The 26,063-nt window shown below is 46.0% G+C and carries 23 protein-coding genes and 2 pseudogenes; 14 read left to right on the top strand and 11 right to left on the bottom strand.

The window, feature by feature from the left end; all coding sequences use genetic code 11:
• Positions 1 to 26: 26 nt before the first annotated feature.
• A complete protein-coding gene (locus P401_RS0101605; protein ID WP_029340935.1) occupies positions 27 to 1,079 on the bottom strand; it encodes a TcaA second domain-containing protein in 1,053 nt (350 codons plus the stop codon).
• Positions 1,080 to 1,205: 126 nt separating this feature from the next.
• Between P401_RS0101605 and P401_RS0101600 the strand changes: the two are divergent.
• The 4 genes and pseudogenes from P401_RS0101600 to P401_RS0101585 all read left to right on the top strand — a co-directional run.
• Positions 1,206 to 1,634 (top strand): annotated as a pseudogene (locus P401_RS0101600) (HIT family protein); the annotation flags it as partial.
• A 114-nt stretch (positions 1,635 to 1,748) separates the two neighbouring features.
• On the top strand, positions 1,749 to 2,090 hold the full coding sequence (locus P401_RS0101595; RefSeq protein ID WP_023467345.1) for a hypothetical protein: 342 nt from the start codon (positions 1,749 to 1,751) through the stop codon (positions 2,088 to 2,090).
• Between the two features lie 83 nt (positions 2,091 to 2,173).
• Positions 2,174 to 2,743, top strand: coding sequence for an HTH-type transcriptional regulator Hpr (locus P401_RS0101590; RefSeq protein ID WP_023467344.1), 570 nt, complete (start codon positions 2,174 to 2,176; stop codon positions 2,741 to 2,743).
• Positions 2,744 to 3,003: 260 nt separating this feature from the next.
• Entirely contained in the window at positions 3,004 to 3,921 is a 918-nt protein-coding gene (locus tag P401_RS0101585) for a peptidylprolyl isomerase (RefSeq protein ID WP_029340934.1), read from the top strand.
• 58 nt (positions 3,922 to 3,979) lie between these two features.
• Here P401_RS0101585 and namA read toward each other — a convergent pair whose 3' ends face one another.
• Both namA and P401_RS0101575 read right to left on the bottom strand, forming a co-directional pair.
• The gene (gene namA, locus P401_RS0101580) at positions 3,980 to 5,011 is read right to left on the bottom strand and encodes an NADPH dehydrogenase NamA (protein WP_029340933.1); all 1,032 of its coding nucleotides are present in this window, start codon (positions 5,009 to 5,011) and stop codon (positions 3,980 to 3,982) included.
• Positions 5,012 to 5,023: 12 nt separating this feature from the next.
• Positions 5,024 to 5,944 (bottom strand): HD domain-containing protein, encoded by a 921-nt coding sequence (locus P401_RS0101575; protein WP_029340932.1) that lies wholly within the window; start codon positions 5,942 to 5,944, stop codon positions 5,024 to 5,026.
• Between the two features lie 103 nt (positions 5,945 to 6,047).
• Between P401_RS0101575 and P401_RS0101570 the strand changes: the two genes are divergently transcribed.
• From P401_RS0101570 to P401_RS0101560, 3 genes are all read left to right on the top strand, one after another.
• Positions 6,048 to 6,953: a magnesium transporter CorA family protein gene (locus tag P401_RS0101570; RefSeq protein WP_029340931.1), complete on the top strand. Its 906-nt coding sequence runs from the start codon at positions 6,048 to 6,050 to the stop codon at positions 6,951 to 6,953.
• Between the two features lie 63 nt (positions 6,954 to 7,016).
• Entirely contained in the window at positions 7,017 to 8,096 is a 1,080-nt protein-coding gene (gene dinB / locus P401_RS0101565; protein WP_029340930.1) for a DNA polymerase IV, read from the top strand.
• Positions 8,097 to 8,154: 58 nt separating this feature from the next.
• Complete coding sequence (locus P401_RS0101560) at positions 8,155 to 8,367, top strand: YhzD family protein (protein ID WP_029340929.1); 213 nt, start codon at positions 8,155 to 8,157, stop codon at positions 8,365 to 8,367.
• Between the two features lie 52 nt (positions 8,368 to 8,419).
• Here the strand turns inward: P401_RS0101560 and P401_RS0101555 are convergent, their stop codons facing one another.
• Together P401_RS0101555 and P401_RS0101550 are read right to left on the bottom strand one after the other, a co-directional pair.
• A complete protein-coding gene (locus P401_RS0101555; RefSeq protein ID WP_023467337.1) occupies positions 8,420 to 8,794 on the bottom strand; it encodes a YlbF/YmcA family competence regulator in 375 nt (124 codons plus the stop codon).
• Between the two features lie 20 nt (positions 8,795 to 8,814).
• Positions 8,815 to 9,951 (bottom strand): DUF445 domain-containing protein, encoded by a 1,137-nt coding sequence (locus tag P401_RS0101550; RefSeq protein ID WP_029340928.1) that lies wholly within the window; start codon positions 9,949 to 9,951, stop codon positions 8,815 to 8,817.
• Positions 9,952 to 10,025: 74 nt separating this feature from the next.
• Here P401_RS0101550 and P401_RS0101545 point away from each other — a divergent pair, with 74 nt between their 5' ends.
• The 5 genes and pseudogenes from P401_RS0101545 to P401_RS0101525 all read left to right on the top strand — a co-directional run bounded on the left by P401_RS0101545 (position 10,026) and on the right by P401_RS0101525 (position 13,983).
• Complete coding sequence (locus tag P401_RS0101545; RefSeq protein ID WP_029340927.1) at positions 10,026 to 10,859, top strand: PucR family transcriptional regulator; 834 nt, start codon at positions 10,026 to 10,028, stop codon at positions 10,857 to 10,859.
• Between the two features lie 118 nt (positions 10,860 to 10,977).
• Positions 10,978 to 12,074, top strand: a pseudogene (locus P401_RS17425) (ABC transporter ATP-binding protein).
• 163 nt (positions 12,075 to 12,237) lie between these two features.
• Entirely contained in the window at positions 12,238 to 13,005 is a 768-nt protein-coding gene (locus P401_RS0101535) for a transporter substrate-binding domain-containing protein (RefSeq protein WP_029340926.1), read from the top strand.
• Positions 13,002 to 13,652, top strand: a complete 651-nt coding sequence (locus P401_RS0101530; RefSeq protein ID WP_029340925.1) for an amino acid ABC transporter permease — start codon at positions 13,002 to 13,004, stop codon at positions 13,650 to 13,652. Before P401_RS0101535 ends, P401_RS0101530 begins: the two co-directional genes overlap by 4 nt.
• 142 nt (positions 13,653 to 13,794) lie before the next feature.
• Positions 13,795 to 13,983: a hypothetical protein gene (locus P401_RS0101525; RefSeq protein ID WP_029340924.1), complete on the top strand. Its 189-nt coding sequence runs from the start codon at positions 13,795 to 13,797 to the stop codon at positions 13,981 to 13,983.
• 181 nt (positions 13,984 to 14,164) lie between these two features.
• On the opposite strand, the gene P401_RS0101520 is transcribed toward P401_RS0101525, so the two are convergent.
• Together P401_RS0101520 and P401_RS0101515 are read right to left on the bottom strand one after the other, a co-directional pair.
• A complete protein-coding gene (locus P401_RS0101520; RefSeq protein ID WP_029340923.1) occupies positions 14,165 to 15,061 on the bottom strand; it encodes an aldo/keto reductase in 897 nt (298 codons plus the stop codon).
• A gap of 138 nt (positions 15,062 to 15,199) precedes the next feature.
• On the bottom strand, positions 15,200 to 16,936 hold the full coding sequence (locus tag P401_RS0101515) for a phospho-sugar mutase (RefSeq protein ID WP_029340922.1): 1,737 nt from the start codon (positions 16,934 to 16,936) through the stop codon (positions 15,200 to 15,202).
• 92 nt (positions 16,937 to 17,028) lie between these two features.
• Between P401_RS0101515 and P401_RS0101510 the strand changes: the two genes are divergently transcribed.
• Entirely contained in the window at positions 17,029 to 17,847 is an 819-nt protein-coding gene (locus P401_RS0101510; protein WP_029340921.1) for a sulfurtransferase, read from the top strand.
• A 41-nt stretch (positions 17,848 to 17,888) separates the two neighbouring features.
• Here the strand turns inward: P401_RS0101510 and P401_RS0101505 are convergent, their stop codons facing one another.
• The 4 genes from P401_RS0101505 to P401_RS0101490 are packed head-to-tail and all read right to left on the bottom strand — an operon-like array spanning position 17,889 to position 24,082.
• A complete protein-coding gene (locus P401_RS0101505) occupies positions 17,889 to 20,312 on the bottom strand; it encodes a glycogen/starch/alpha-glucan phosphorylase (protein ID WP_029340920.1) in 2,424 nt (807 codons plus the stop codon).
• Positions 20,313 to 20,340: 28 nt separating this feature from the next.
• A complete protein-coding gene (glgA, locus tag P401_RS0101500) occupies positions 20,341 to 21,792 on the bottom strand; it encodes a glycogen synthase GlgA (protein ID WP_029340919.1) in 1,452 nt (483 codons plus the stop codon).
• Between the two features lie 14 nt (positions 21,793 to 21,806).
• Positions 21,807 to 22,907 (bottom strand): glucose-1-phosphate adenylyltransferase subunit GlgD, encoded by a 1,101-nt coding sequence (gene glgD, locus P401_RS0101495; RefSeq protein WP_023467325.1) that lies wholly within the window; start codon positions 22,905 to 22,907, stop codon positions 21,807 to 21,809.
• Between the two features lie 14 nt (positions 22,908 to 22,921).
• Positions 22,922 to 24,082 (bottom strand): glucose-1-phosphate adenylyltransferase, encoded by a 1,161-nt coding sequence (locus P401_RS0101490; protein WP_023467324.1) that lies wholly within the window; start codon positions 24,080 to 24,082, stop codon positions 22,922 to 22,924.
• Positions 24,083 to 24,286: 204 nt separating this feature from the next.
• On the opposite strand from P401_RS0101490, the gene P401_RS0101485 reads away from it, so the two are divergent.
• Positions 24,287 to 26,062 (top strand): transglycosylase domain-containing protein, encoded by a 1,776-nt coding sequence (locus P401_RS0101485; protein WP_029340918.1) that lies wholly within the window; start codon positions 24,287 to 24,289, stop codon positions 26,060 to 26,062.
• Position 26,063: the final 1 nt, after the last annotated feature.

The following is a 26,063-nucleotide window of genomic DNA, read 5'->3' as shown; positions in this document are numbered from 1 at the left end:
TCGGACATCCTGTCCGAGGATTTTTTTTAGTCTTTTAATTGTAACCACATGCCGTCCTCTCGCTCGACGACCCGCTTTTCCGTCCGTAAATTTAACCATTCGAACACACCTTCAAGAAAACTAGACGGATATTCCCAAATCGTACCGACTTGTTCTTGCTTCTTTCCTTCTGGTTTTCCAGCGATGGCTTCAAGTTCATCCGGAGTCTTATTCAATCGAATTAACAACTCTTCCACCTGCCCCGACTGATAGGTCACTTCATATCCATCGTATCGCGCTCGATTGGCAACCGTTGAATCAGGCGTGCCGAACGTATTCTCAAACGAATCACGCGAACGTCCAAGATAACCAGTCATCGTATCGATACTTTTTCCAGTCCGGGCTTTTACTTCCGTCTCAAGTAACGTTTTGATATCGACCGCATATTCGTTCGAAACGGTCGTATTGAACCGATCCGCCAATTTAAAGTCGGCTGTCGCGTTCGGTTCATCTCCGAGTTGTATAGTCTTTGATTCCTCGATGGTCTGTCCTGATTGTTCCGCGCTTACCTGAACATCATACTCTCCAGGAGAACGCTTGATTTCAAGGGATTTCTGATCAATCGTTCCGACTTCTTCTCCATCTAAAGAAACCTTGGTTCCCGGTAGATCACTCGAAACGGTTAACCGCTGAGGATTCACATCAAGAGAGTACCGATCATACCAAAGCCATCCATCTTCTTCTTGTAACGAAAACAGATGTGTTTTCACTTGCTTACCTGCGTCTTGATCCTGTTTGACTTGTGCAATGACCCGGTCCGTCCGCTCTGCATCAGCCGTCAACCAACTAACGAGTCGCGTCGCTTCACTCATCGATAGTGACTTACCGCTCATCGTGACTAGCTTTTGGAACCCACGCTGATCCTTTTCCTTTAATAAGACAGCAAGACGCTCGTCTGTTTTCTCCATTTTCGCCGCTTCTTGTATGTTACGACCAAACCAAAAGGCAACTAATAAGAAAAGACCAACGACGATAACGCTACCGACGAGCAGACGCTGTTTTCGTTTTTTTTGAGCCGTTGAGGCTACTCGTGATGCCATGCAGTTCACTCCTTCCCTTCAGTAGCTGTATGTTTCTAAGTGTATCGGGTTCAATTTGACTGTCAATCGTGCGGAAGTCGGAAACTTTCCGTATACTAATATTATCTTACCCAAAGGAGTGAACGTTCCATGCAAAAAGAGTCATGTATTTTCTGTAAAATTGCTCGCAAAGAAGTTCCTGGTCATATCGTATTCGAGAACGAACAAGTTCTCGCTTTCCTAGACTTGTCACAAGTGACAAAAGGACATACGCTCGTCATCCCAAAACAACATGCCGATAATTTGTATGATCTCTCTCCTGAACAAGCACAAGACGTATTTGCGACGATCCCGCAAATCAGTCGTGCACTTCAACAAGAGACAGAGGCAGCTGGCATGAATCTCTTATCGAATACAGGAAAAGTAGCAGGTCAATCGGTCTCCCACTTCCACCTGCATCTCATTCCGCGTCACGATAAACAAGATGGTTTCGGCGCGAAATGGGAAGTTCATAATGACGATTACACGGCAGAGGAATTGGCTGAACTCGCTAACTCGATCGCTTCACGCATCTAAGTCTGTTCTTTTTCTTCTATTCTTAGAAAAATATTGCCGAAATAGGTTTCTTTCATTCGATTTTCGGTAAAATAATATGAAACAAATATTTTAATATTAAAAAGGAGGTTCAATATGTCGAAGCGTCCCGCCCGTAACTGGGTCGCTTTTGGTGCTACGCTAACACTTGTGACTTTTTACGGTCTGAAGGCGCTTCGCCAAGGTACGAAAAGCGACTCTTCGAACGGTCATCAACGTCGAAATTCTTATTCTACAATCGTAACGAATGTGCAGGATTTGACCCAGGAGGGCAAGAACTTAGTAGAGACAGCAAAAGCGTCTGGTATGCACTTCAAAGAAGAAGTCATGCAGAGCGTCTCGGAATACCAAACGGAAGTCCAAGCATCGCTCACGAAGATCCAGTCTCTCGCTGATGAAGCGAAACAGGAAGCAGACCAGCTTTCTCCACAAAAGTAAGATCCGTTGCTTCGATTTGTTTTTGTATAGTTTGCATTTTGCGCGTTTGAGCCATTGTCACCTTTCGAAAGGATGAGTCAGATATGGAACACGAAAAGTTATATCCTGGACAAGAAGCTTTATTGTATAGCCACAAGATTGTCCAGTTAAGCAAAGCACTATGGAAAACGGTAGAAAAAGATTGGCAAAATTGGATCAAGCCCTTTGATCTGAACATCAATGAACATCATATCTTGTGGATTTCGCACGCGCTAGGTGGCGCCTCAATCTCAGAAATCGCGAAGTATGGTGTCATGCACGTCTCAACGGCATTTAACTTCTCGAAGAAGTTAGAAGACCGCGGACTGTTGACGTTCTCAAAAAAGGAAACAGATAAACGAAATACCTACGTCCAGTTGACACCAGAGGGCGAATCACTCTTACTTGAGACGATTCAAGCGTTCCGCCCTGAAGAAAACGGTGTCTTCCGTGCATCACTTCCTCTTCAGGAACTGTACGGGAAGTTCCCGGAATTAACGGACATTTCTGCGATCGTACGTCGCTTGTATGGCGACAGCTTCATGGACATATTCGCTGAGACATCGAAGATGATCACAGAAGAAGCAGATCGTCGCCCTCAAGATCCAGTCATGGACTCAATCAAAAAAGCATAACCTTACCAAAAGCGTTTTAGCCTCTAGCTAGAATGCTTTTTCTTAGGTCTTTTTTCCTCATGACAAGGACATTACTACTATGTCTCAAGAGCGTTATTTCCCTCACAATTTCCCATAAAAATTATCCTCAACCAACTACTTGGATGTGATAGCATGAAAAAGAGCAAGTATCTCTTGGCATGACAAGATACAGCTGTCAACCAGACGAGAATATGATATGATAAAACGGTTGAAATAAATGGTAAATTAGGGGTGTATGTATGAAAAAGAAATTGTTAGGCGCAGCAGCAGTCGCAAGTGTATTTACGTTAGCAGCATGTGGATCAAATGACGAAGCCGTCATCAATTACAAAGGTGGAGAAGTCAACAAGGCTGACGTCCAAGAAGAAGCATACGAAAAAGCTGGTGCTCAAATCGCCTTCCAGCAAACGATGAACAAATTGCTCGAGAAGAAATACGGCAAGGAAGTCACGGATAAAGAAGTCGAAGCAGAAGTCAAAAAGACAAAAGACCAGTTCCCGGATAAAGAGCAGTTCAGTACGACATTGAAATCTGCTGGAATCAAGAACGAAAAAGAATTCGAGAAAGTTCTTCGCACACAAATGCTCTTAACGGAAGCAAAATCTGCAAAATCAAAAGTAACAGATAAAGAAATCCAAGAGCGTTTTGACCAAGAAAAAGTCGAAGTTAAAGCAAGCCATATCCTCGTCGCGAAAGAGTCAGAAGCAAAAGACATCAAAAAGCAATTGGATGACGGCGCGGACTTCGCGAAACTCGCAAAAGAGAAATCAACAGATACAGGTAGCGGTACAAAAGGTGGAGACCTCGGATACTTCACAAAAGGTAAGATGGTCCAGGAATTCGAAGATTATGCGTTCAAGGATGGCGTTGAAGGTAAAATCTCCGATCCAATTAAAACACAGTTCGGTTACCACATCATTAAAGTAGTCGATCGTAAAGAAAAGAAAGACTTTACACTTGATAAAGAAAAATCACGCATCAAAAAAGCACTTGCTGAAGAAAAAGCAGCACAAGTCAACCCGAACGATATCTACCGTTCACTCATGAAAGAATACGATGTCAAAATCGAAAACAAAGACTTCAAGGATGCTTTTGATTTAGATAAACAAGAACAACAACAAATGCAACAACAAATGATGCAACAACAACAGCAGTAATTAAAAAGGAAGCCGTGAAGGCTTCCTTTTTTCGTATCGTTTTTCATATGTTGAATAGTTAGCGAACTGTCCGAATCGGTGCTCGTTCGTATTGTTTCGGCAAGGCGACCGTGTCTCCTAGTTCGGCTGCCGCATGATAAACCCAGTAAGGTTGGCGCAGCAACTCACGTGCGAGCAGGACGATATCTGCTCGACCGTTACGGACGATTTCTTCTGCATGGGCAGCTGTCGTGATCAATCCAACCGCTCCCGTGGCAATACCTGTCTCTCGTTTCAACTCTTCCGCATAGCTCACTTGATAGCCCGGATACACTTCCGGTACCGCATTAGCGACGACAGCCCCTGAACTACAGTCGAGTAGATCGATGTGACGTGCAGCTAGTTCTTTCGCGAGTGGAATATAATCTGTCGCTGTCATTCCCCCTGTTGCGTGATCCGCTGCTGAAATCCGGACCCAAATCGACAACTTGGAGACTGCCTGAATCCCATCAATGATCTCTAGCAACAAGCGCATCCGATTTTCAATCGATCCACCGTATTGGTCCTCACGAACATTTGATAACGGAGAGAGGAACGTGTTCAATAAGTAACCATGAGCCCCATGAATTTCAATGAAATCATACCCTGCTCGTTCCGCACGCAGTGCTGCATCGATGAACTGTTGTTTGATCGTTGCGATTTCCTCAAGCGTTAATGCTCGCGGATGACCGTATGTGTCATCAAACGGTAAAGCGCTCGGCGCGACTGGTGGTTCTGCCGTCGTGCTTTTGCGCCCAGCATGGGCCAGTTGAATGCCTGCTTTTGCACCCGCTGCTTTGACTTGGTCTGCAATCCGTTGTAATCCTTCGATATGTGCATCTGACCAAATTCCAAGGTCACCGGCTGAAATGCGACCGTCTGGCGTGACAGCACTCGCCTCTAAGATGACACCACCGACACCACCCATTGCACGGGTTGCATAGTGTGTGACATGCCAATCCGTCACCAGTCCATCTTCTTTTGCACTGTACATACACATCGGCGCCATGATGACACGATTGCGGAATGTCAATGTTCCAAGTTGAACCCTATCAAACAACTTCGTCTTCATCTTTCTTCCCCCTTATAGCTTCGGACGGTAAAAAGCACGATTATCTAGTGCAAATGATCGTTCCGAGAACTGTCCTGGCTCGACATATTCCAGAAGGCGATCCATCATCGTCATCCGTGCATCAAGGTTATCGATCAAGAACAAAACTTCTGCTTCTCGCATCTGTGGTGCGACGGCAGAACCCCATTCTGGTCGTCCGTGATGACTTAAGACGAGATGTTGCAAGACCGTCAGTACTTCTGCGTCAATTTGTAATTCTGCTCCGACTTTTTCAAGTTCCGCTACCATCATCGTAATATGACCGACGAGTTTACCAGGCAACGTATATTCCGGTGCAACCGGATCGGATAACTCCTTGATTTTCGCATAATCGTGTAGAATGATGCCACTGATTAGCACGTCACGGTTTAACGTCGGATAGAGTTGAGCGATTTGATCCGCTAGACGCAACATCGAAAGGACATGGTACGACAGCCCCGAGTAAAAGGCATGATGGTTCTTGACCGCTGCCGGGTGCGTGAAGTAGGCGTCAAATCGTGAAGTAATCAAATGTTTGACGAGCTTTTTCATGTCACTGTTTTGAATCGATTCTACGAACGCGAGGACTTCCGTCTCGATCTGCTCTCGCGGAATTGGTGCCGATTGAACATAATCCTCGACATTCGTCTCTTCTAGTACTGTGATTTGTTTAAGCTTCAGCTGTGTCCGTCCTCGATAGTCCATGACTTCTCCAGCAGCATGGACGATCGACTTCGGCGCATATTTTTCAAGATCACTCGTATCCCACATCTTCGTCTCGATTTCGCCTGTCTTGTCCGTCAAGATGAGCGTTAAATACGGTTTCCCATTTGCTGCAATTCCTTTGACCGCCTGCTTGATCATCGCTCGTTGATCGAGCGTTTCTCCAACTGCTAACTTACCGATTCCTTTCATACTTGAAACACGTCCTTTATCTGTAAAATAGGTGTCTTTTTTTATTCCATTGACTACACTTAAGGCATATACTATTTCATTCTACTATATGGGAGTCATGAACATGGAACTGGAACCTCAATTTAATTGGTCCCGCTATCTCGATTTAGCTGACTATGAACAAACATTTCCGGCGGCTACCGTCGACCAATCCGAAATGGACTGGCTCACGCAGCTACGATCAAAAGACATGAACTTTACCCGGTCGGAAAAAGGGGTTCTTTATGGTGCTGTCGTCACCTGGCAAAATCCCGTCGACAAAAGTGACCGTCGCTCGATTTGTTTTTATGTGACGAAAGAAAAACTGATCACGATCGGATTGTCGGAATCGATCGTGACACTCGTTGCCCCCTACTCGCCCGCGCATCCGTTCGCTGCTTTTTATACGATTCTTGCTTTACAGCTGAACACATATTTTGCCGGTATCGATCAGTTTGAGACGGAACTGTTCTCAAGACAAGATGAACTGCGTGGCAGCATTAATGAAGATTCGCTTGATAGCATCTTCGCGCTACGCGACACGATCGAGAACTGGTCCGATTTGATCGTTCCGTTTCAAGAGCTCGTCATGGCTGGTGAAGAATCATTTCTCGACGAGGACACGTATCTCGAGGATCTCTCGTTGAAGCTATCTACGAAACGTGTCCGCCGCCTGTTAATGCTCATCGAACATTATCAAAAAGACATTGAGGTCCTGCTCGACTTATCGACGACCGTCTCGAACTTCCGTGGAAACGAAATCATGAAGGCGTTAACGATTTTTACTGCCGTCGCGACACCAACGATGGCCCTCGGTGCAATTTGGGGGATGAACTTTAAAATCATGCCGGAATTAGAATGGAAATATGGTTACGCCCTATCCCTAGGTCTAATCTTTCTCTCGACCGGTGGCATCTTCTACTGGATGCGCTGGCGTGGATGGTTAGGCGCTCTTGTTCGGATGCCAAAGAACAGTCGACCAAAAAAATAGATATCAGAACATAAGTTCGTTATACTAATTGTATCATATCTACTGAAAGGAGACGCTTGTACGATGGAACGAAAAATCATTCATATTGATATGGACGCCTTTTACGCTTCCGTCGAGCAACGCGATCGTCCTCGATTAAAAGGTGTTCCCGTCGTCGTCGGTGGACCGCCTCATGCACGCGGTGTCGTAGCGACCTGTTCCTATGAAGCACGGAAATACGGCATCCATAGCGCGATGCCGTCAAGACGTGCCTTCCAGCTTTGCCCTCGTGCCGTCTTCATTCGTCCTCGCTTTGACGTCTACCGGGCTGTCAGTGCGCAAATCATGGCACTTTTTCGAGAAGTGACACCGCTCGTCGAGCCCCTCTCACTGGATGAGGCGTACCTCGACGTCACCGAAAATTACTTTGATCAAAAAAGTGCGACCTATATTGCGCAATATGTTCTACAACAAATTAAAGAACGGACAGGTCTGACTGCCTCTGCTGGTGTTTCTAACTCTAAACTCGTCGCGAAGGTCGCTTCCGGATACGAGAAACCGAACGGATTGACGGTCGTTCCTCCAGAGGACGTCCTGAGTTTCTTATCTCCATTAAAAATTGGAGACTTACATGGCGTCGGAAAAGTCACGGAACAAGCGTTACGCAAACAAGGGATTGAAACCGTCGCAGATGTTCAAGCAATGCCGGTCGAACAATTACGAGCATTGCTTGGACGCGATCGGGGAACGGAACTACATGCGATGGCGCATGGGATCGACGAGCGTCCGGTTCGTCCGGAACGCGAGCGAAAATCAATCGGTTCTGAGACGACCTTCGAAGAAGATACGGAGGATATCGATACGATATTTGAGACGTTGATTCGAGAATCAAAATCCGTCATTGCGAGTCTTCAAAAAAAAGAACTCGTTTGCCGAACGATCACGATCAAGTGGAAGACTGATACATTCCAGTCACGTTCGAAACGGCATACATTTTCAGAAGAGACGGCGGACGAAGAACGATTACTTGAGGAAACAACGAAACTCTTCAATGGCATCACCTTCGACGGACCAATCCGTTTGATTGGTATGACGGTCAGTCACCTTACTACACCTCCTGCTGCGAGACAACTGACGTGGCAAGACTTAGACTTGCGCTTGTAAAATGAATAGCGATTCATTATACTGAATACAATACCGATTAGACAAGGGAGGAACAAGTATGCAGTATACGATGACAGTCTTTTCAGATCGTGGTGAAACGTTACTCGATGACGTTTTTGAAGCAGAAACAGATGGACAGGCACGAGAAGAAGGGATTCGACGTCTCAATGAGAGTGGATACGCCCATCATGCAGCTCGCGTCACACGTTCAGGTCGTTTGATTCATTTCGAGCGCGCTTACTTGCCACGGATCGTCCCTGCTTCATCTTGAGCCATACAAAAAAGGAAGACGTGCCATTATGGCCGTCTTCCTTTTTGATTACTTATTGGACGTCGTCTTGTTGCTCCATCATTGGCGCGTAGAGTTCTTCTAATGGCTTCATGATGATTTGTGTGACTTCCGTCAACATCGTGTGCATCCGTTGCTCTTCTTGCATCAGCTGACTGATTAATGGGTTGTTTTGTACTTCAAGCATCTTAGTTTGGGCAGACGCCATATCGTCTGGTGTGATTTCTTCACCTTGCATCTGTTTTTGTTGTAATTCAAGTTGGATGTTACGGAACGATGCGAACAATTCGTTTGATTCCGGATCCGCATTCACTTGCGTGTACAAATCTTTTAATGTCGTGTACTCCGAAGTTTCACGTAATGCACGCTCCAGAGTGTACGCGTGATCGTATAAGTTTGTTTCTGCCATGAGTAAAACCTCCAATTTGTTTAGACGAGATAAAGCCCCGCCTGTATCAATCCAATTAAACCACCTAACAACCCTCCAAGCCAAGTGATAGCCCGGAATTCTCGCTTAGAAATCGATAAGACGATTTCCTCGAGATACGCAGTATCCAGCAAACCGACCTCTTCTCGAACGATCGTTTCGAGATCAAGCGTTTGTAGAATTTGTCCGATTTGATTCGTCGTCCGTTCAAATAGATGATCGATGACAACAGGGACATGTTGCTCGAGCAATTGTGACTCGAGTGGATTCAACCAGACGCGTAATGGTGTAGCAAGCATCGATTCAATCGGTAAACGCGCCAAGACTTGTTCTTTGACGGTCTGTCGAATCCGTGACTCCGTCTCTTCCGTCATATAGGATGAGAGTGGACGATCCAGTCCCTTTTGCCATTCCTGACGTAATAAGGCAAGGATGAACTGAGACGTCGACTCTGATTGAAGTACCCGTTTCAGCTCCGGCTGAATCATATCAACGACGTTGACGTTCGCGAGCAACATCCCGAACATCCCACCTCCGAGACGCTGTTGGATGAAGCGAGCAACCGTTTCCTCAAGTTGTAAACGTCCTTCTGGTCCATCAAAATATTCCTCTGCTTGGTGTAATACGGATGTGATGAGTCTTGGCATGACTTCCTCGATTTTTTGTTCTCCGGCTTCCCCGATCAACTCGCGCACAGACTGCTCACGCCATTTGCCCATGAGGAGCGAAAACTCCTGCTCCAAGTGATAACTGATTTTCCCTTGGATCCGTTGTTTTGGTTCGTCGATGAATCGACCGATCCACGCTTCCGTCGTCTCTTCCGAGCGCGTCCATTTCATGACTTCTTGTTCGACGAGCCGAGTGACGGCTCCACGAACAGCTGGTGATGCGAGACGTTTCCCGATTCCTTCTGGCGTCAAGAGATGCTTGACGACCGTCCGTCCGAGATTCGCTGCCAGTTCATCCCGCCGTTTAGGAATCAGACCAGGTGTAAATGGTACGCGAAATTTTCCGATGTATTTCGGTTCAAGTGGTCGAAATAACATCCGAATCGCTAAATGATTCGTGACTGCCCCAATCAGAGCCCCAATGACAATGATTCCGACAAGTTTCAATACGAGTAAAAACGTATCTGACATAAGTTATCATTCCTTCCGATTTTCGACTTATGGTAAAGTCGAGATAGTTATGTACGATTTAGGAGTGATGCCGTGTGTTACGACAACTGATGACTGTATTCAATGACCAGCTTACGACCGATCCGAATGTTTATTGCCAGGAACAGTATAGCGTATATCGCCTTGAAGATGGACTTTGTTTTGGAATCAAGGCGACTGCCATCTCTGACCGTGAACAACAACTGCTTGATGTATTCGCTGAACGCATCATCACGACGTCACGGTCTGATATCGACCTATGGCGAGAGCGTATCCAATCTGCTCATGCCTTGGAAGATCAGTCGTTCCGACTTGTCCATTTTTTGTTCAATCCAACCGATGAACGGACAAGTGAAGAAATTCAACAATTGCTCTCCTCTTTCTTTTCGCAGACGAGCATCCTTATTCCTTTTAGCGCACATCGCTTCACGGTCGTTGAACGTGAAGAGTTTGTCATCGAGTCAGAACTATCCGATTTATTTTTAGCATTACAATCTGATTTTGTACTCGACGGTAAGGTATTGCTTGGTCAACAACGTGCTGCAGGTGATATCGCCGTTCAGTTCCAACTTGAACAAGCAGCGCTTGCTTTCGTTCCTTCGATGCACATCGAACGTTTCTTGCCTGCCATGCTCCGCCTTTCAAGTCTAGATGACCGGCATCGCGCGACACTCGTCGATCAGTTCATCCGTTCCCTCGAGCCAGAGTCTCGTGAGACGATCCTTGCTTTTTGTCGAGCTAATTTGAACGTCTCCCTGACAGCAAAACATCTATTCTTACATCGAAACAGCCTCCAGTATCGACTCGACCGGTTGACGGAGCAGACTGGAATCGATGTTCGCTCATTTGAAGGTGCTACTTTTCTCTATACCTTACTTCTTGTAGCATGATGCCTAATTGAAAACGTTTGCATTTAGTCAGGTTGTCCATAGGCAGACTCCCTGACTTCTTTTATACTAAATCTTGTAAGCGTTATTATTTCATCATTTACATTAGGGGGAACTACACATGGCTGAAATTCGTCTTGAACATATCGATAAAATCTACTCAGGTGATGCAAAAGCGGTTGATGACTTCAACCTTCACATTAATTCATCGTCTTCGTCGGACCATCAGGTTGCGGGAAATCAACGACACTTCGGATGATCGCTGGACTTGAAGAAATCTCAGGTGGGGATTTCATCATCGATGGCAAACGCATGAACGATGTAGCACCAAAAGATCGCGATATCGCGATGGTCTTCCAAAACTATGCATTGTATCCGCATATGAACGTCTTCGATAACATGGCATTCGGATTAAAGCTTCGGAAGTTCCCTAAAGATGAAATCAAGCAACGCGTTGATAACGCAGCTCGTATCCTTGGTCTTGAAGAATACCTCGAGCGGAAGCCAAAAGCACTCTCTGGTGGTCAGCGCCAACGGGTAGCGATTGGTCGCGCCATCGTTCGTGATGCTAAAGTCTTCTTGATGGATGAGCCGCTCTCGAACTTAGATGCTAAATTGCGTGTACAAATGCGTAAGGAAATCATTCAGTTACACAAACGTCTTGAGACGACGACGATTTACGTCACGCACGATCAGACGGAAGCGATGACGCTTGCGACACGGATCGTCATCATGAAAGCGGGAATCATTCAACAAGTCGGTACGCCGAAAGAAGTCTATGATCACCCAGATAACATGTTCGTCGCTGGATTCATCGGTTCACCATCGATGAACTTCTTGACAGGTAAATTGGCAGAAGACGGTCTCTTCCATGTTTCAGGAACAGAAGAGAAATTCGAAGTACCAGAAGGAAAAATGAAAGTTCTCCGCGACCGCGGTTATACGAATAAAGATCTCGTCCTCGGAATTCGTCCAGAGGATATCCATGCGGAATTGATTTACCAAGACACGAAAACAGCACACCGCTTCCCAGCACATATCGAAGTATCTGAATTGATGGGTGCAGAGTCTTACCTCTACTCAAAAGTCGGACAACAAGCGTTCACGGCACGTGTTGATTCACGTTCACACGTCGAGATGGGATCGCAGCTTGATCTCTTCTTCGATATGACAAAAGCACACTTCTTCGATGCTTCAACAGAAGCAACGATCCGTTAATCGCATCATCGATCAGTTACGATGTTTCAGACTGTCCTATTAAGGGCAGTCTTTTTTATTGACAGACGTTCCTGTAACTTTGTATGATACTGCTTGTAGCTTAAAATTAATCCTATTCGAAAACTAGGAATTGAAATCATTTATTTATAAAGGAGAGAGCGCTATGAAACACGGTTTGAAATTAGCTGTAGCAGCATTATCAACAGCGGGGGTGCTTGCAGCATGCGGCGCTTCGAACGACAACGCAGGTTCTGATAAAGAGTCAAAAGTCATTACAGTCGGTACAGAAGCAACGTACCCACCTTTCACGTATAAAGAAAAAGGAAAATTGACAGGTTATGACGTAGACGTCATGAACGAAGTCGCAAAACGCGCCGGCTATAAAGTCGATTACAAAGCGATGGACTTCAAAGGACTCATCCCAGCACTTGATTCAAAACGGATCGATGTCATCGCGAACCAAATGGGAATCACGCCTGAGCGCCAAGAAAAATACGCTTTCTCTGATGCGTATACGGTCTCTGGTTCAACAATCATCGTCAACAATAAAACGAACGACATCAAAACACTCGACGACTTAAAAGGAAAGACAGTCGGTTCGACACAAGGTTCACTCTATGCCAAAACAGCTGAAAAAGCTGGCGCGAAAGTGAAATACTACAAAGGTGCGAACCAAGTCTTGAAAGATCTTGAAGCAGGTCGTGTTGATGCTGCCATGAACGATCGTCTCTTCGTCTTGACGGAGCTGAAGAAAGCAGGCTACAAAGTTAAAGCGGTCGGTGAAACGTTCGACAAGAACGAATCAGGCTTCATGATGGCGAAAAACAGCAAGTATACAGAAGACTTCAATAAAGCACTCGCTGAGATGCAAGAAGACGGCACTCTTGCAAAAATCGGTGAGAAGTACTTTAACGAGGATATCAGTAAGTGAGTGAATTACTGACGATCGTCCGGGATAACTCGGACGTCTACGCAAAGGCGATTGGTACGACCCTTCTTGCAAGTGGTCTCGCCATCGTCTTTGCGCTTATTCTCGGGTTGATTCTTGCCGTCATGCGTGATAGCCGTCTTGCCGTCTTTAGCGGTTTTGCACGTTTATATGTCTCGTTCTTCCGAGGAACACCATTACTGCTACAAATCCTGATTTTATACAATGGTCTCGTTGTCCTTCAGTTGACTGGATTCCAAGCCCTCGCCTTCGGCTTATCGCTTCACTTTTCTGCGTATATCTCAGAATCGTTCCGCGCTGCCATCTCCTCTGTCGATCGTGGACAATGGGAAGCAGCTGACTCGCTCGGTATTCCGCGTCGTAAGACATTCAAGGATGTCATCTTACCGCAAGCGCTATCTCGAGCGATTCCACCGCTTTCGAACTCTGTCATCGATATCATCAAATCGACATCACTCGGTACGATCGTTGCTGTTGAAGAATTGACGTATGTCTCTGACCAGATTTCAGCGACAACGTACCTCGTCATGCCGTTACTCTTGTTCTCGGCTGCGATTTACTGGATCATGTCGACAATCATTCAAAGTGTTCAACATCGCTTAGAAGCACGCTTCAGTATTCCAGAATGATTTTTCCCACACTTGGAACCGTATGGATTTCAAGTGTGTTTTTTTAGATTTTTTTAGGTTTAGCACTAGGCAATCCGGGAATAATCAAGTATACTAATAAAAATCAGAATTATCTGACAACTTACAAAGGAGCGTGGCCGAGATGAAACAAGTAATTGAAGCTTTCCGTAGACAAGATGCAGAGCAGCGAATTCCAGTGCTACGTCTCGAAATCGATTATGAGCTCAGTACGCTCTTCGATGCGATTCAAGCCAATGACCAAGCTGCCGTTTCAGCAAGTAAAGATCGTCTAGATAAATACCGTCAGGAGATGCTTCGTTTAGAAGCTTAACCTCATAGATCCCCCATCTCTCCTCCCCCTTGAGATGGGGCTTTTTTTTGTCTACTTTTTGACGTACATTCTATGTGTAAGCGAAAGAGAGGATTGCTTCCGAATGATATATTGGAAACGATCCTCTCACTTTATTTCGCTAACGGACAACGTGCGCATTGAGCGTCTATCTCAAAACCAATTAATCGACGTCACGACCACGTGATGCCTTCAAAATCTCAAACCATTGCTCGCGTGTCAACGATACTTTCGTCGAACGAACCGCAGATTCAATGCGTTCAATCTTACCAGAACCAACGATTGGCATGATACGTGCTGGATGTTTGAGCAACCATGCATATGCGACCTCATCGATTTCTTCTGCCCCGATCGTCTCTGCGATCTCAGCTAATTTTTCGCGTAACGGTGCATATTGCTCGTCCTTGAAGAGACGCCCCCCCGCAAGCGGACTCCATGCCATCAACGGCATCTCATTTTCATGACAGAGATCAACGGATCCATCCTCGAAATGTTTCAATTCTGATACCGACAACTCGAGTTGGTTCGTCACGAGCATGAATGGTAAGCGAGACTGAATGAGACTTTGTTGGGCAGGTGTATGGTTCGAGAGACCGAATGTCCGTACCTTTCCTGCGTCCTTCAACTCTACGAACGCTTCAGCAATCTCGTTCGGGTCCATCAACGGATCTGGACGGTGAATCAACAACGTATCCACGTACTCGACACCGAGTTCTTGAAGAGAACGGTTGACTTGTTTGATGATGTGCTCTTTCGTCGTATCGTAGAATGATAAGGACTGATCCGAGAAATGATCCCCTTTCATCTTGATGCCCGTCTTCGTAACGATCTCCATCCGGTCACGTAACTCCGGTTTTAAAGCAAGAGCTTCTCCGAATAAGCGTTCATTCGTATAATCGCCATAGATATCCGCGTGATCAAACGTCGTAATCCCTAAAGCAAGGCATGCTTCGATCAATTCGAGCCGCTCTTCTTTCGTCATCTCCCATTCATTCAATCGCCATAAGCCATGAATGATGCGTGAGAATGATAAATCTTCTGTTAGTTGAATCCGTTCCATCTGTCTTCCAACTCCTCTGTCGTATAAACTCTATCTCGTTTACTGTACCTCAAAATGGAACCGGTTGCACGAATTTCACTTTTCAATGCTCTCAGACAAAAAACAGGACCCCGTCGATGACGTGATCCTGTATGGGACTTATTGAATTTGTTCGACTTCTTGCATGACTTCATCTTCAATCTGCTGACGTTTTCGTGTCGTCTCAGCAGCATCTGGTGACGTGACGCTGAAGTAGAATTTGATTTTTGGTTCCGTACCCGATGGACGAAGGCAGAACCACGATCCATCGCTGAGCGTGAACTTCAGAACGTTGGATTTTGGCAAGTTGATCGGTGAAGGTTGATGCGTCTTCAAATCGTGGGCGATGCTCGCATCATAGTCCTCGAACAAGACGACCTGTTCTCCTGCTACTTGTTTCGGTGGATTCTCACGGAACGTATCCATGATTCGCCCGATCTGTGCCACGCCGTCCTTCCCTTTGAGCGTCAGAGAACGGAGTGACTCTTCGAAGTATCCGAACTGCTCGTAGATCGCCTGTAATGCCTCATAGAGCGTCCGTCCTTCGTTCTTGTGATACGCAGCCATCTCAGCAGCTAATAAGCACGCTTGGACGGCATCCTTGTCGCGGCAGAAGTCACCGATGAGGTAACCATAGCTCTCCTCATAGCCAAAGAGATACTCGTATTGACCCGATGCGTTATATTGTTTGATTTTCTCACCAATGAACTTAAATCCTGTCAATGTATTCTCGACATGAAGATCATAGTGACGCGCAATCAATGCCCCCAGTTCTGACGTAACGATCGTCTTCGCGACGAATCCGTTCGCTGGAAGTGTTCCCTGCGCCGCTTTTTGCGAAAGGATGTAGTCGAGCAATAAAGCGCCCGTCTGATTCCCTGTCAGGACTGTCCATTCTCCGTCTGCATCACGTGTCGCGACTCCGACACGGTCAGCATCGGGATCCGTCGCAATCAAGATGTCGGCATCTGCCCGGTCACCATATTCGATTGCCAGTTTAAAGGCAGCATGTTCTTCCGGGTTCGGTGACGTCACGGTCGGGAATGCACCGTCTGGCTCTGCTTGCTCCTTGACGACTGTCACGTGTTCGAAACCGTAACGTTTCAAGCCTTCTGTTACCGGCACAAGACCTGTTCCATGAAGTGGTGTGAAGACGATTTTAAGTGGATCCGCTAATTCCGATTGAATCGAAGGTAAGACACGAATCGTTTGTAATTTGTCTTGGTACGCTTCGTCGAGTTCTTCTCCGACACGGACGATCAATCCGTTCGCACGAAGGACTTCTTCTTTCTCAAGTTCAATCGACAGCTCATCTTCGATTTGGCTGACGTATGAAACGAGTTCATCCGCCTCTTTTGGCGGAAGTTGTCCACCGTCATCCCCATATACTTTGTAGCCATTGTACTCTGGCGGGTTGTGACTCGCTGTGATGACGATCCCGCCTGCTGCTTGTAAAGATCGCACCGCAAACGAAAGTTCTGGTGTCGGACGTAGACCGTCGAACAGATACGCCTTGATGCCGTTACTTGCGAGCGTCCGTGCCGCCTCCAGCGCAAATTCTGGTGAGAAGTGACGGGAATCGTGTGCGATGACGATTCCTTTTGCTGCCGCTTCTTCCCCCGACGCCTTAATGAATGCTGCGAACCCTTGTGATGCTTTTCGGACAGTGTATACGTTCATCCGGTTTGTCCCGACACCGATTTCCCCACGCATACCACCTGTTCCGAACTCGAGTTCTTTATAGAATGCTTCTTCAGCTGCTTTTTCATCCGTTGCTAACGTGACTAATTCTTCTTTTAATGTACTGTCTAAATCAGCGAACTGATCCCATTTTTGATAAGTTTCTTTCCATGACATGGTAAATCGACTCCTTTTTGAATGAGGGTAAGACTTGCGATGAAGCGATACCTTTCATATGATTAACACTAGAAAGGGTAAGGTGATGAGGCATGTTTCCTACGATTCAAATGGCAGATCTTCAACAGCTCGTCCGAACGGATCAGATTCGCTGGTTTGACTGCCGATATGACTTGCAACAACCTGAATATGGACGAAATGCTTTCTTAGAACAACACGTCGAAGGTGCACAGCACTTGAATTTAACGACTGAACTTTCCGGTCCAATCGATGAGGTCGGCGGTCGGCATCCGCTTCCTTCAAAAGAAGCGTGGCAACACACACTCGAACAGCATGGTGTGACACCAGAAGACTTCGTCGTCTTGTATGACGATGGCTTTCCGTATGCCGCTCGTGCGTGGTGGTTATTTAAATGGATCGGGCATGAGCGTGTCGTCGTCCTTGAGGGCGGATTCTCCTCTTACCTAGCGTTCGATCTTCCGGTCACGGAAGACGTTCCTACTTATGAACCTTCTCAGTACGCGCCTCGTTTTCAAGATGAGATGCTTGTCTCGTTCGAAGAACTGAAGGATCAGCTGACAGAAACGATGGTCATTGATTCCCGTGCGCCCGATCGATACCGTGGAGAAATCGAACCACTCGATCACGTCGCCGGTCACATTCCAGGTGCCGTGAATTGCTTCTTTGAACAAGCGCTCTCACCAGAGGGTCGCTTACGGGACGCAGAAGATTTGAAAGAATTGTACGCCGACATCCTACCAGTCACAGCACCTATCCTCTATTGTGGAAGTGGTGTGACAGCGTGTGTCAATGTCATCGCTCTCCATTCACTTGGGAAAACTGATGTCCGACTTTACGCCGGCTCTTATAGTGATTGGGTCAGCCGTGGTGAAGATGTCTCCCGTTCGTAAGCATCAGACACTGACAGAAACATCTGTCGGTGTCTTTTTGTTCAGAGTTGAATCGGTTTGATGTTCCAGATCGCATTCGCATACTCTTTAATCGTGCGGTCACTTGAGAACACACCTGACCGTGCAATATTAAGAATGACGCGTTTATACCATTCTTCTGGTTGCTGATACATCCGATCGATTCGTTCCTGCGCTTGTTGATACGACATGAAGTCTTTCAGGATCAGATACTCATCATTATACGTTAATAATGAATCGTAAATCGCTTGGAATTCACCTGGAGCAAATAATGTTCCGTCGACGAGACTATCGATGATCCGTCGCAACTCGGGTTGGGCACTGTATTGATCGTACGCACTGTAACCACCGTATTGTTTATAATTCATGACTTCCTGTGGTGTTAAGCCGAAGATGAAGATATTCGCATCCCCAACTTCGTCTCGAATTTCGATGTTCGCTCCGTCGAGCGTTCCAATTGTCAGTGCACCATTCATCATGAACTTCATGTTGCCGGTTCCGGAGGCTTCATAACTGGCAGTCGAAATCTGCTCGCTGACATCACTTGCCGGGAAAATCTTTTCAGCAAGCGATACACGGTAGTTTTCTAGGAAGACGACTTTCAAGTACGGACTGACGTCTGGATCCTGATTAATCAAGCGAGCTAACGCATTGATATAACGAATGACTTCTTTTGCATAATGATAGCCTGGTGCCGCCTTTGCACCAAAGATGAATGTCCGCGGTGTCATCGTGAAGGAACGGTCTTCCTTCAGACGATAGTAGAGCGAATGAATGTGTAACGCATTCAACAGTTGACGTTTGTACGCATGCAATCGCTTGACTTGAACATCAAATATCGAGGTCGGGTCCACGACGATACCGGTTTCTTTTTCAATGAGCAACGCTAATTCTTCTTTACGCTGAAGTTTGATTTCGGCGATGTCCTTCTGTAATGCTGAATCCTCTGCCCATTTCGTCAACTTTTGCAAATCGGACGGATGCTGAATCCAACTATCCCCGATTGCTTCTGTCACACGATTTGCCAGTGCTGGATTTGATGAGAGGAACCAGCGACGATGTGTAATCCCGTTCGTCTTATTATTGAAGCGAAGCGGAAACATCTCATAAAATAGTCGCATCTCGCGTTGCTTCAAAATCTCAGTATGAATCTGCGCGACACCATTCGTCGAATGCGTGCCGACGACAGCAAGATTCGCCATGTTGATTCGGTCATCCGCGATGATGGCGATATCTCGCATATGCGCTTCCATATGTGGATAGTTCGCAAGGACATCCTTACAGAAACGTCGGTTGATTTCTTCGATGATGAGGTAGATACGCGGTAACAAGCGACGGAACAAATCAATCGGCCAGCGTTCGAGTGCTTCTGATAGTAACGTGTGATTCGTAAACGACATGACACTCTTCGTGATGCGCCATGCTTCTTCCCATCCAAATCCTTCTTCATCGATTAGAATCCGCATCAACTCTGGAATCGCGACGACCGGATGCGTATCGTTGATATGGATCGCGATATGGTTCCCGAGTTGCTTCAATGAATGATTTCGCTTTTTAAAGGACGTCAAGATACTCCGTAATCCGGCAGAAACGAAGAAGTATTGTTGCTTCAGACGCAACTCTTTTCCTTCGTACGTCGTATCATCCGGATACAGGAACTCTGAAATCGTCTGAATCGATTGTTTATGTGCCAGTAAATCTTTATAGTTCCCACGGTATTGGCTAAGTAATTCATCATCATCAAGTGGAGACTCAGCACTCCAGAGTCGCAGGTTATTGACGACCTTGTTTTGATAGCCGACGATCGGCATATCGTACGGAACAGCACGGACGATTTCAGCCGGTTCATGATGGACACGATATCCATCACCGACTTCTTCAAGCCAGACATGACCACCAAATGGAACATCGACCGCTTTATCAGAACGTCTGATTTCCCACATGTTCCCGTTCTTCAGCCAGTTATCCGGTAACTCGACTTGATAGCCGTCGATGATTTTTTGCTTAAACAGACCGTACTGATACCGGATCCCGTTCCCGTGTCCAGGCAGACCCAGCGCAGCCAGGGAATCGAGGAAACACGCCGCGAGACGACCGAGCCCTCCGTTCCCAAGTCCAGGTTCCGGCTCTTCTTCTGTCAAATCACTGAGCTGATATCCGAGTTCGTCAAGTCCCCGTTCCACATCCTTTAAGACATCAAGACTCAATAGGTTGTTATGCAGGAAACGTCCGAGTAAAAACTCGAGTGAAAAGTAATAGACTTGCTTACTTTTTTTATGGATATACGTTTCCTTCGTCCGTAACCAGTCGGTCGTGACCGTCTCACGTACCAGATAGGCAAGTGTCTGATAGATATCGTTTTCTGTTGCTTCCGTTATTGCCTTGCCATGCATCGAAACGAATCGTTCCGTAAACCTCTCCTTGAACTTCTCTTTATCTTTGAACATGACGTAACCCCTTTTCCCAGTGATACGATCAAGTGGCGGACGGTGCAATCAAACGATATAAAGCCAAGTATTCGTCGGCTGAACGCAACCAACTGAAGTCCTCATTCATCGCTGTCTCAATCAAATGCTCAAAGACTGGTCGATCATGATACACCTCGATCGTACGTTTAATCGCTTCTAAAAACTCATGTGCATTATAATTCGCGAACGAGAATCCATTTCCTTCTAACGTGAACTGATTGAACGGTTTAACCGTATCACGGAGCCCACCTGTTTCCCGAACGACCGGTAAACAGCCATACTTCATCGAAATCAACTGACTGAGACCACACGGTTCAAAACGCGAAGGCATCAAGAAAGCATCACTTCCTGCATAGATCCGTTGTGCGAGACCAACGTCAAATCCGATATAAGAAGCGATTTTGTCTGGACGAATCGATGTCGCATGATGGAACAACCCTTCATATTCCGCTTCACCCGATCCGAGAATGATGAACTGCGCATCGAGTTCGAACAAGTCTGGTAAGATATGCGCGAGTAAATCGATTCCCTTTTGGTCGACAAGACGAGAAACGAAACCGAACAGTGGTACGTCCGGATTGATCGGGAGACCTAGTTCCTCTTGTAAGGCAGCCTTGTTTTTTGCTTTTCCTTCCGTGACGGTATCAACGGAATACGTCTCAACGAGATGCGTATCATGCGCAGGATCAAATTGACGATAGTCGATCCCGTTCAAGATGCCACGCACGTCGACAGCGCGATGTTGCAAGACTGGCTCAAGCGTCTCACCGTAATACGGATCCATGATCTCATCACGATACGATGGACTGACTGTCGTGATTTGATTGGAGTGGACCAGTCCTGCCTTCATATAATTGACGAGACCGTTGTGAGCAATACCATCGGCTGTGAAGTGTTCATGACTCAATCCAAGTAAGTCCCCGAGTACTTCTTCTGGGAAAACACCTTGGTATTGTAGATTGTGAATCGTAAAGACTGTTTTAATATCTTGATAGCGCTCGAGGTGCTGATAATGGATCCGCAGGAACGCTGGAATCACACCAGTTTGCCAATCGTGACAATGGATGACGTCCGGTACTTCTTTCCGATCCAGATGTTGAATCATCTCAAGGACGGCACGTGAGAAATACGCAAACCGTTCCGCATCATCGTAATGTCCATAAATGACGCCATCCCGTTTGAAGTAGTACTCATTATCGATGAAATAGAACGTCACACCATCTTGTTTCAAACGGAGGACAGCACCAAATTGCTGGCGCCAACCGACTGGCACGATGAAGTCGAACAAGAACTCCATCTCTGATTTATATTGCTCCTTGATTTGACCGTAATTGGGTAAGACGACCGAAACGTCTGCCCCTTCCTCAGCAAGCGCTAAGGGGAGCGAGCCGACGACGTCAGCTAGCCCCCCTGTCTTGATGAAGGGTGTCGCTTCCGTGGCAGCAAACCATACCTTCATGAATGACATCTCCTTTAAACGATTGTTTGTTTTTTGATGACGATTGGTTCTTCTGCCGTTCCGCGGATGACTTGACCGCGTTTGACGGTGACTTCTTTATCGAGAATCGCGTACTCAACGACCGCGCCTTCTTCAATGACTGATTTTTGCATGATGATCGAGTTCTTGACACGAGCGTGTTTTCCGACTTTGACACCCCGGAACAAGATGCTGTCCGTCGTCGTTCCTTCTAATTTACAGCCGTTCGCGACAAGTGAGTTCTTGATGTCAGAACCCGGTAGATAACGTGTCGGTGGCTCATGCTTGATTTTCGTATAGACATGCTGGAAGTCATTGATTGCTCCCCATTGTTCAAGCAACAGCATGCTCTCACGATAGTATGAACGAAGCGAGTGAATGACTTGTGATGTACCGCTGTACTCATAACCATGCACGTGTAGACGGTTCAACTGCGAACGAATGATACTCTGAAGTAAGTCGTACTCACCACGAGCAATCGCTTCATCAATTAAACGAACAAAGAGATTTTTCGACAGAACGACCGTTTCCATGTAGAATGTCTCATCCGTCGGCTGGAAACCCCGTGATCCGATTGCCGTTACGCGATTCTGTTCGCCAAAACGGATCGGACGGCAGTATTTACAAGGTAGTTCACGCTTCGTATAAACAACCGTGATATCCGCATTCGATTCTTTATGTTCGCGTAACACATCACGATAATCTACTGCAGATAAGATGTTTGAACCAGAGACAACGACGTAATTTTCTTTACTGCGAAGGAAAAAATCACGGTGCAGATGGAAGTTCGATAGATCCCCGCGGAACTCATTCGCATCTTGTGATAATGCGGGTGGGAAGATGTAAAGTCCGCCGTTTGAACGGTCAAGATCCCATTCCTTACCTGATCCAAGGTGATCCATCATTCCACGATATTTCTCGAGCGTAAAAATCCCGATGTTCGCGATATCGTTTTGTACCATGTTCGTCAATGTAAAATCGATCAACCGATAACGACCGGCAAATGGCACTGCTGCCAAGTTGCGATGTTCTGTCAATTCTTTAAAAAATCCTTCTTCACCACTCAGATTGATGACGCCTAATAGATCGACCTTCATTTCGTATATCCCCCTTATTGAATCGCTTCTTTGATGACTTCGTTCTTTTTGACGATACTGTCTGCTTCAATGACGAAGACTTCTCCGTCCGGAGACCCAATCGTCGCACCATCTTCAACAATCACGCCATCTGCTAAGATTGCCCGGTGAATCGTGACGTCTCGTCCGATTTTGACGTTCGGGAAAATGACCGAGTCCTTGACGAGTGATCCTTCTGCTACATCGACACCATAGAAGAGAACCGAATGATTGATTTCTCCTTCGATGTGGCATCCTTCGTTGATGATCGATGTCTCGACTGTCGCAGCATTCCCGATGTATTGTGGTTGCTGATTCGGGTTGACCGAATGTACTTTCCATGACGGTTCATACAAATCGAACTCAGGCTCTGCCGTCAATAGGTCCATGTTCGCTTCCCAAAGAGATTGAATCGTTCCGACGTCTTTCCAGTACCCTTTGAATTTATACGCACGGATATTGAGATTTTCAAAAAGCATGTTCGGGATGATATTTTTACCGAAGTCAAAGCTTGATTCCGCATCGCCGGCATCTTGAATCAAGTGGCGTTTTAAGATATCCCAGTTAAAGACATAAATCCCCATCGATGCAAGATTTGATTTCGGATTTTTTGGTTTTTCTTCGAATTCATTGATTCGTAAGTCATCGTCCGTATTGAGGATACCAAATCGCGGTGCCTCGTCCCATGGTACTTCACGTACGGAAATCGTGACATCAGAACCTGTCACACGGTGTTCCTCAATCATCTTTTCATAGTCCATTTTATAGATATGGTCACCTGATAGAACAAGAACATATTCAGGGTCAAATTGATTGATATAACTCATGTTTCGATAAATAGCATTTGCTGTGCCCTCATACCAGTTTTTGCCGTTCTGTGCTTGGTATGGTGGAAGAATCGTTAATCCGCCATTACGGCGATCCAGATCCCATGGACTCCCGATTCCGAGATAACGGTTTAATTCAAGTGGTTCATATTGCGTCAATACACCAACTGTATCGATTCCTGAGTTCGTACAGTTCGATAGCGGGAAATCAATGATCCGGTACTTTCCTCCAAATGCAACAGCTGGTTTTGCAGTATGTTTCGTTAAAGCTCCCAGACGTTTCCCTTCTCCGCCTGCAAGTAACATCGCAACGACATTCTTTTTAGCCATTTCGTCCCCTCCATTTATGCTCTTTTTTTCAGACAATTCGCGTTGTAAAATCCACAGATACTTTTATATACCCAATCTTTTCTCTTTTTAATATAACATTCCTGCAAAATAGGTTTATTAAAATACAAAAACCGAAAAAAATCTATTGATTTCTCCATAAAAGACCGATAATAGGAATGAAATGGCTTTTTGAAAGGAGTTCTCATGCGAATTACTACAGGATATCTTGTCTTACTTGGTCTTGCGACGATGCTTCTATTTTCCTTATTTTCAATCAAAGATGAGCTGAAAACAGCACGTACACTTTTTTTCTGGGCCGATGAACAGACGACGCGACATCCACTGACCTCCTACCAACCAATCACTGTAACCTATGAAAACAAACGAGTCGAGCTCTATGACGGATTACGACGGGATGACCTAACTCCTCGAACATTGCCGCAAAAAGTTGAGCAAGCGTTTGTTGCCATTGAAGATCAGCGTTTCTATCAACATGACGGATATGACATCACAGGAATCTTACGCGCGTTTACAAAAAATCAGTCTGATTCTAAATCTCAAGGTGGCAGTACGATCACACAACAACTGGCAAGAATGACGTATCTGTCAAACGAAAAAACATATACTAGAAAAATAAAAGAGCTGTTAATTGCTGTGTCGTTGGAGCAAAAATATTCGAAAAAAGAACTGATGACAGCGTATGTCAATCAAGCCTATTTTGCGAATAATATTTATGGCATCGAACTTGCTGCGAAATCCTATTTCAATAAGCCAGCACGCGAGTTGAGTTGGTCTGAAATCAGTTTTCTGACAGCAATTCCGAACAATCCTTCTCTTTATGACCCGCTACGCTTTCCTGAAAACACAAAAAAACGTCAGCAACGAATCGTTCAAGCGTTAATACGCGATCGTGTCCTGACAAAAGATTTTGCTATTTCTCGTGTGTCGCCTCGATCCTACAAACCGAGTGTTCCTTATCCGGACTATATCGATGCGACCGTTCAAGCTGCCGTTCGGATGACGGCTCAAAAAAATGGTTGGAGTGAGAAGCATGCTGCAGAATATCTGCATCAACAAGGTGCGGTCATCTCGACATACCTCGACTCAGCAGAACAACGACGAGCTAAAGAAGCTCTTCGCAATCTACCCGACCCGATTGAGGGTGCTTATGTTGGCATCGACGGACAAACACACGGGGTCACGGCTCTTGTCGGCTACAAATCGAATTTGACAGGTCAGTTCAACCGAGCAGTGCAGTCGTACCGCCAACCTGGTTCAGCTATCAAACCGTTACTTGTCTATGGTCCTTACCTTGAAAAAACGAAAGCTCGCTTGTCGAGCACGTTAGACGGTAGTCCCGTCTGTATCGATGGATACTGTCCGTCAAATAGCGGAAATCGAATTCTTGGACAAGTAACGATTGCTGATGCGATCGCTTACTCCTATAACACACCAGCCATTCGAGCATTCGCGGTGTCTTTCCGGGAAGGATTGAAGTCCATCCGTCCGTTCCAGTTCAGCCAATGGACACGTGAGGATGACGCCTTTACGAGTGCTCTAGGTGGTTTACAGTACGGAATCAGTCCATATGAACTGACGAACGCTTATACCGTATTCGTTAATGATGGGCTCTATCGACCGGCATCGATGATTAAAAGTATTACGCTTAAGAATGGAACGGTCGAACGACCACAAGAAAAGGAACAACGCATTTGGTCCAGTCAGACGAATCGGGAATTACGGGCTGGTTTAAAAAATGTCATGACATATGGAACGGGACGCAAAGGATATGATTCCTCTGCGCGCTATATCGGAGGAAAAACAGGAACAACGAACGATAACAAGGACATGTGGTTCGTCGGTATTAAGAATCAACATATCGGAGGGATTTGGCTAGGGGCAGATCGCCCGCGTCCCTTCCCTGTTGAGGCGAATGCAACGTTACAGGTCCAGACATGGGCGAAGATTTTACGTCCTTAAG

The sequence above is a fragment of the Exiguobacterium acetylicum DSM 20416 genome (assembly GCF_000702605.1).
GTDB classification, from domain to species: Bacteria; Bacillota; Bacilli; order Exiguobacteriales; family Exiguobacteriaceae; genus Exiguobacterium_A; species Exiguobacterium_A acetylicum.
This window is presented reverse-complemented; position numbering and strand designations above follow the sequence as displayed.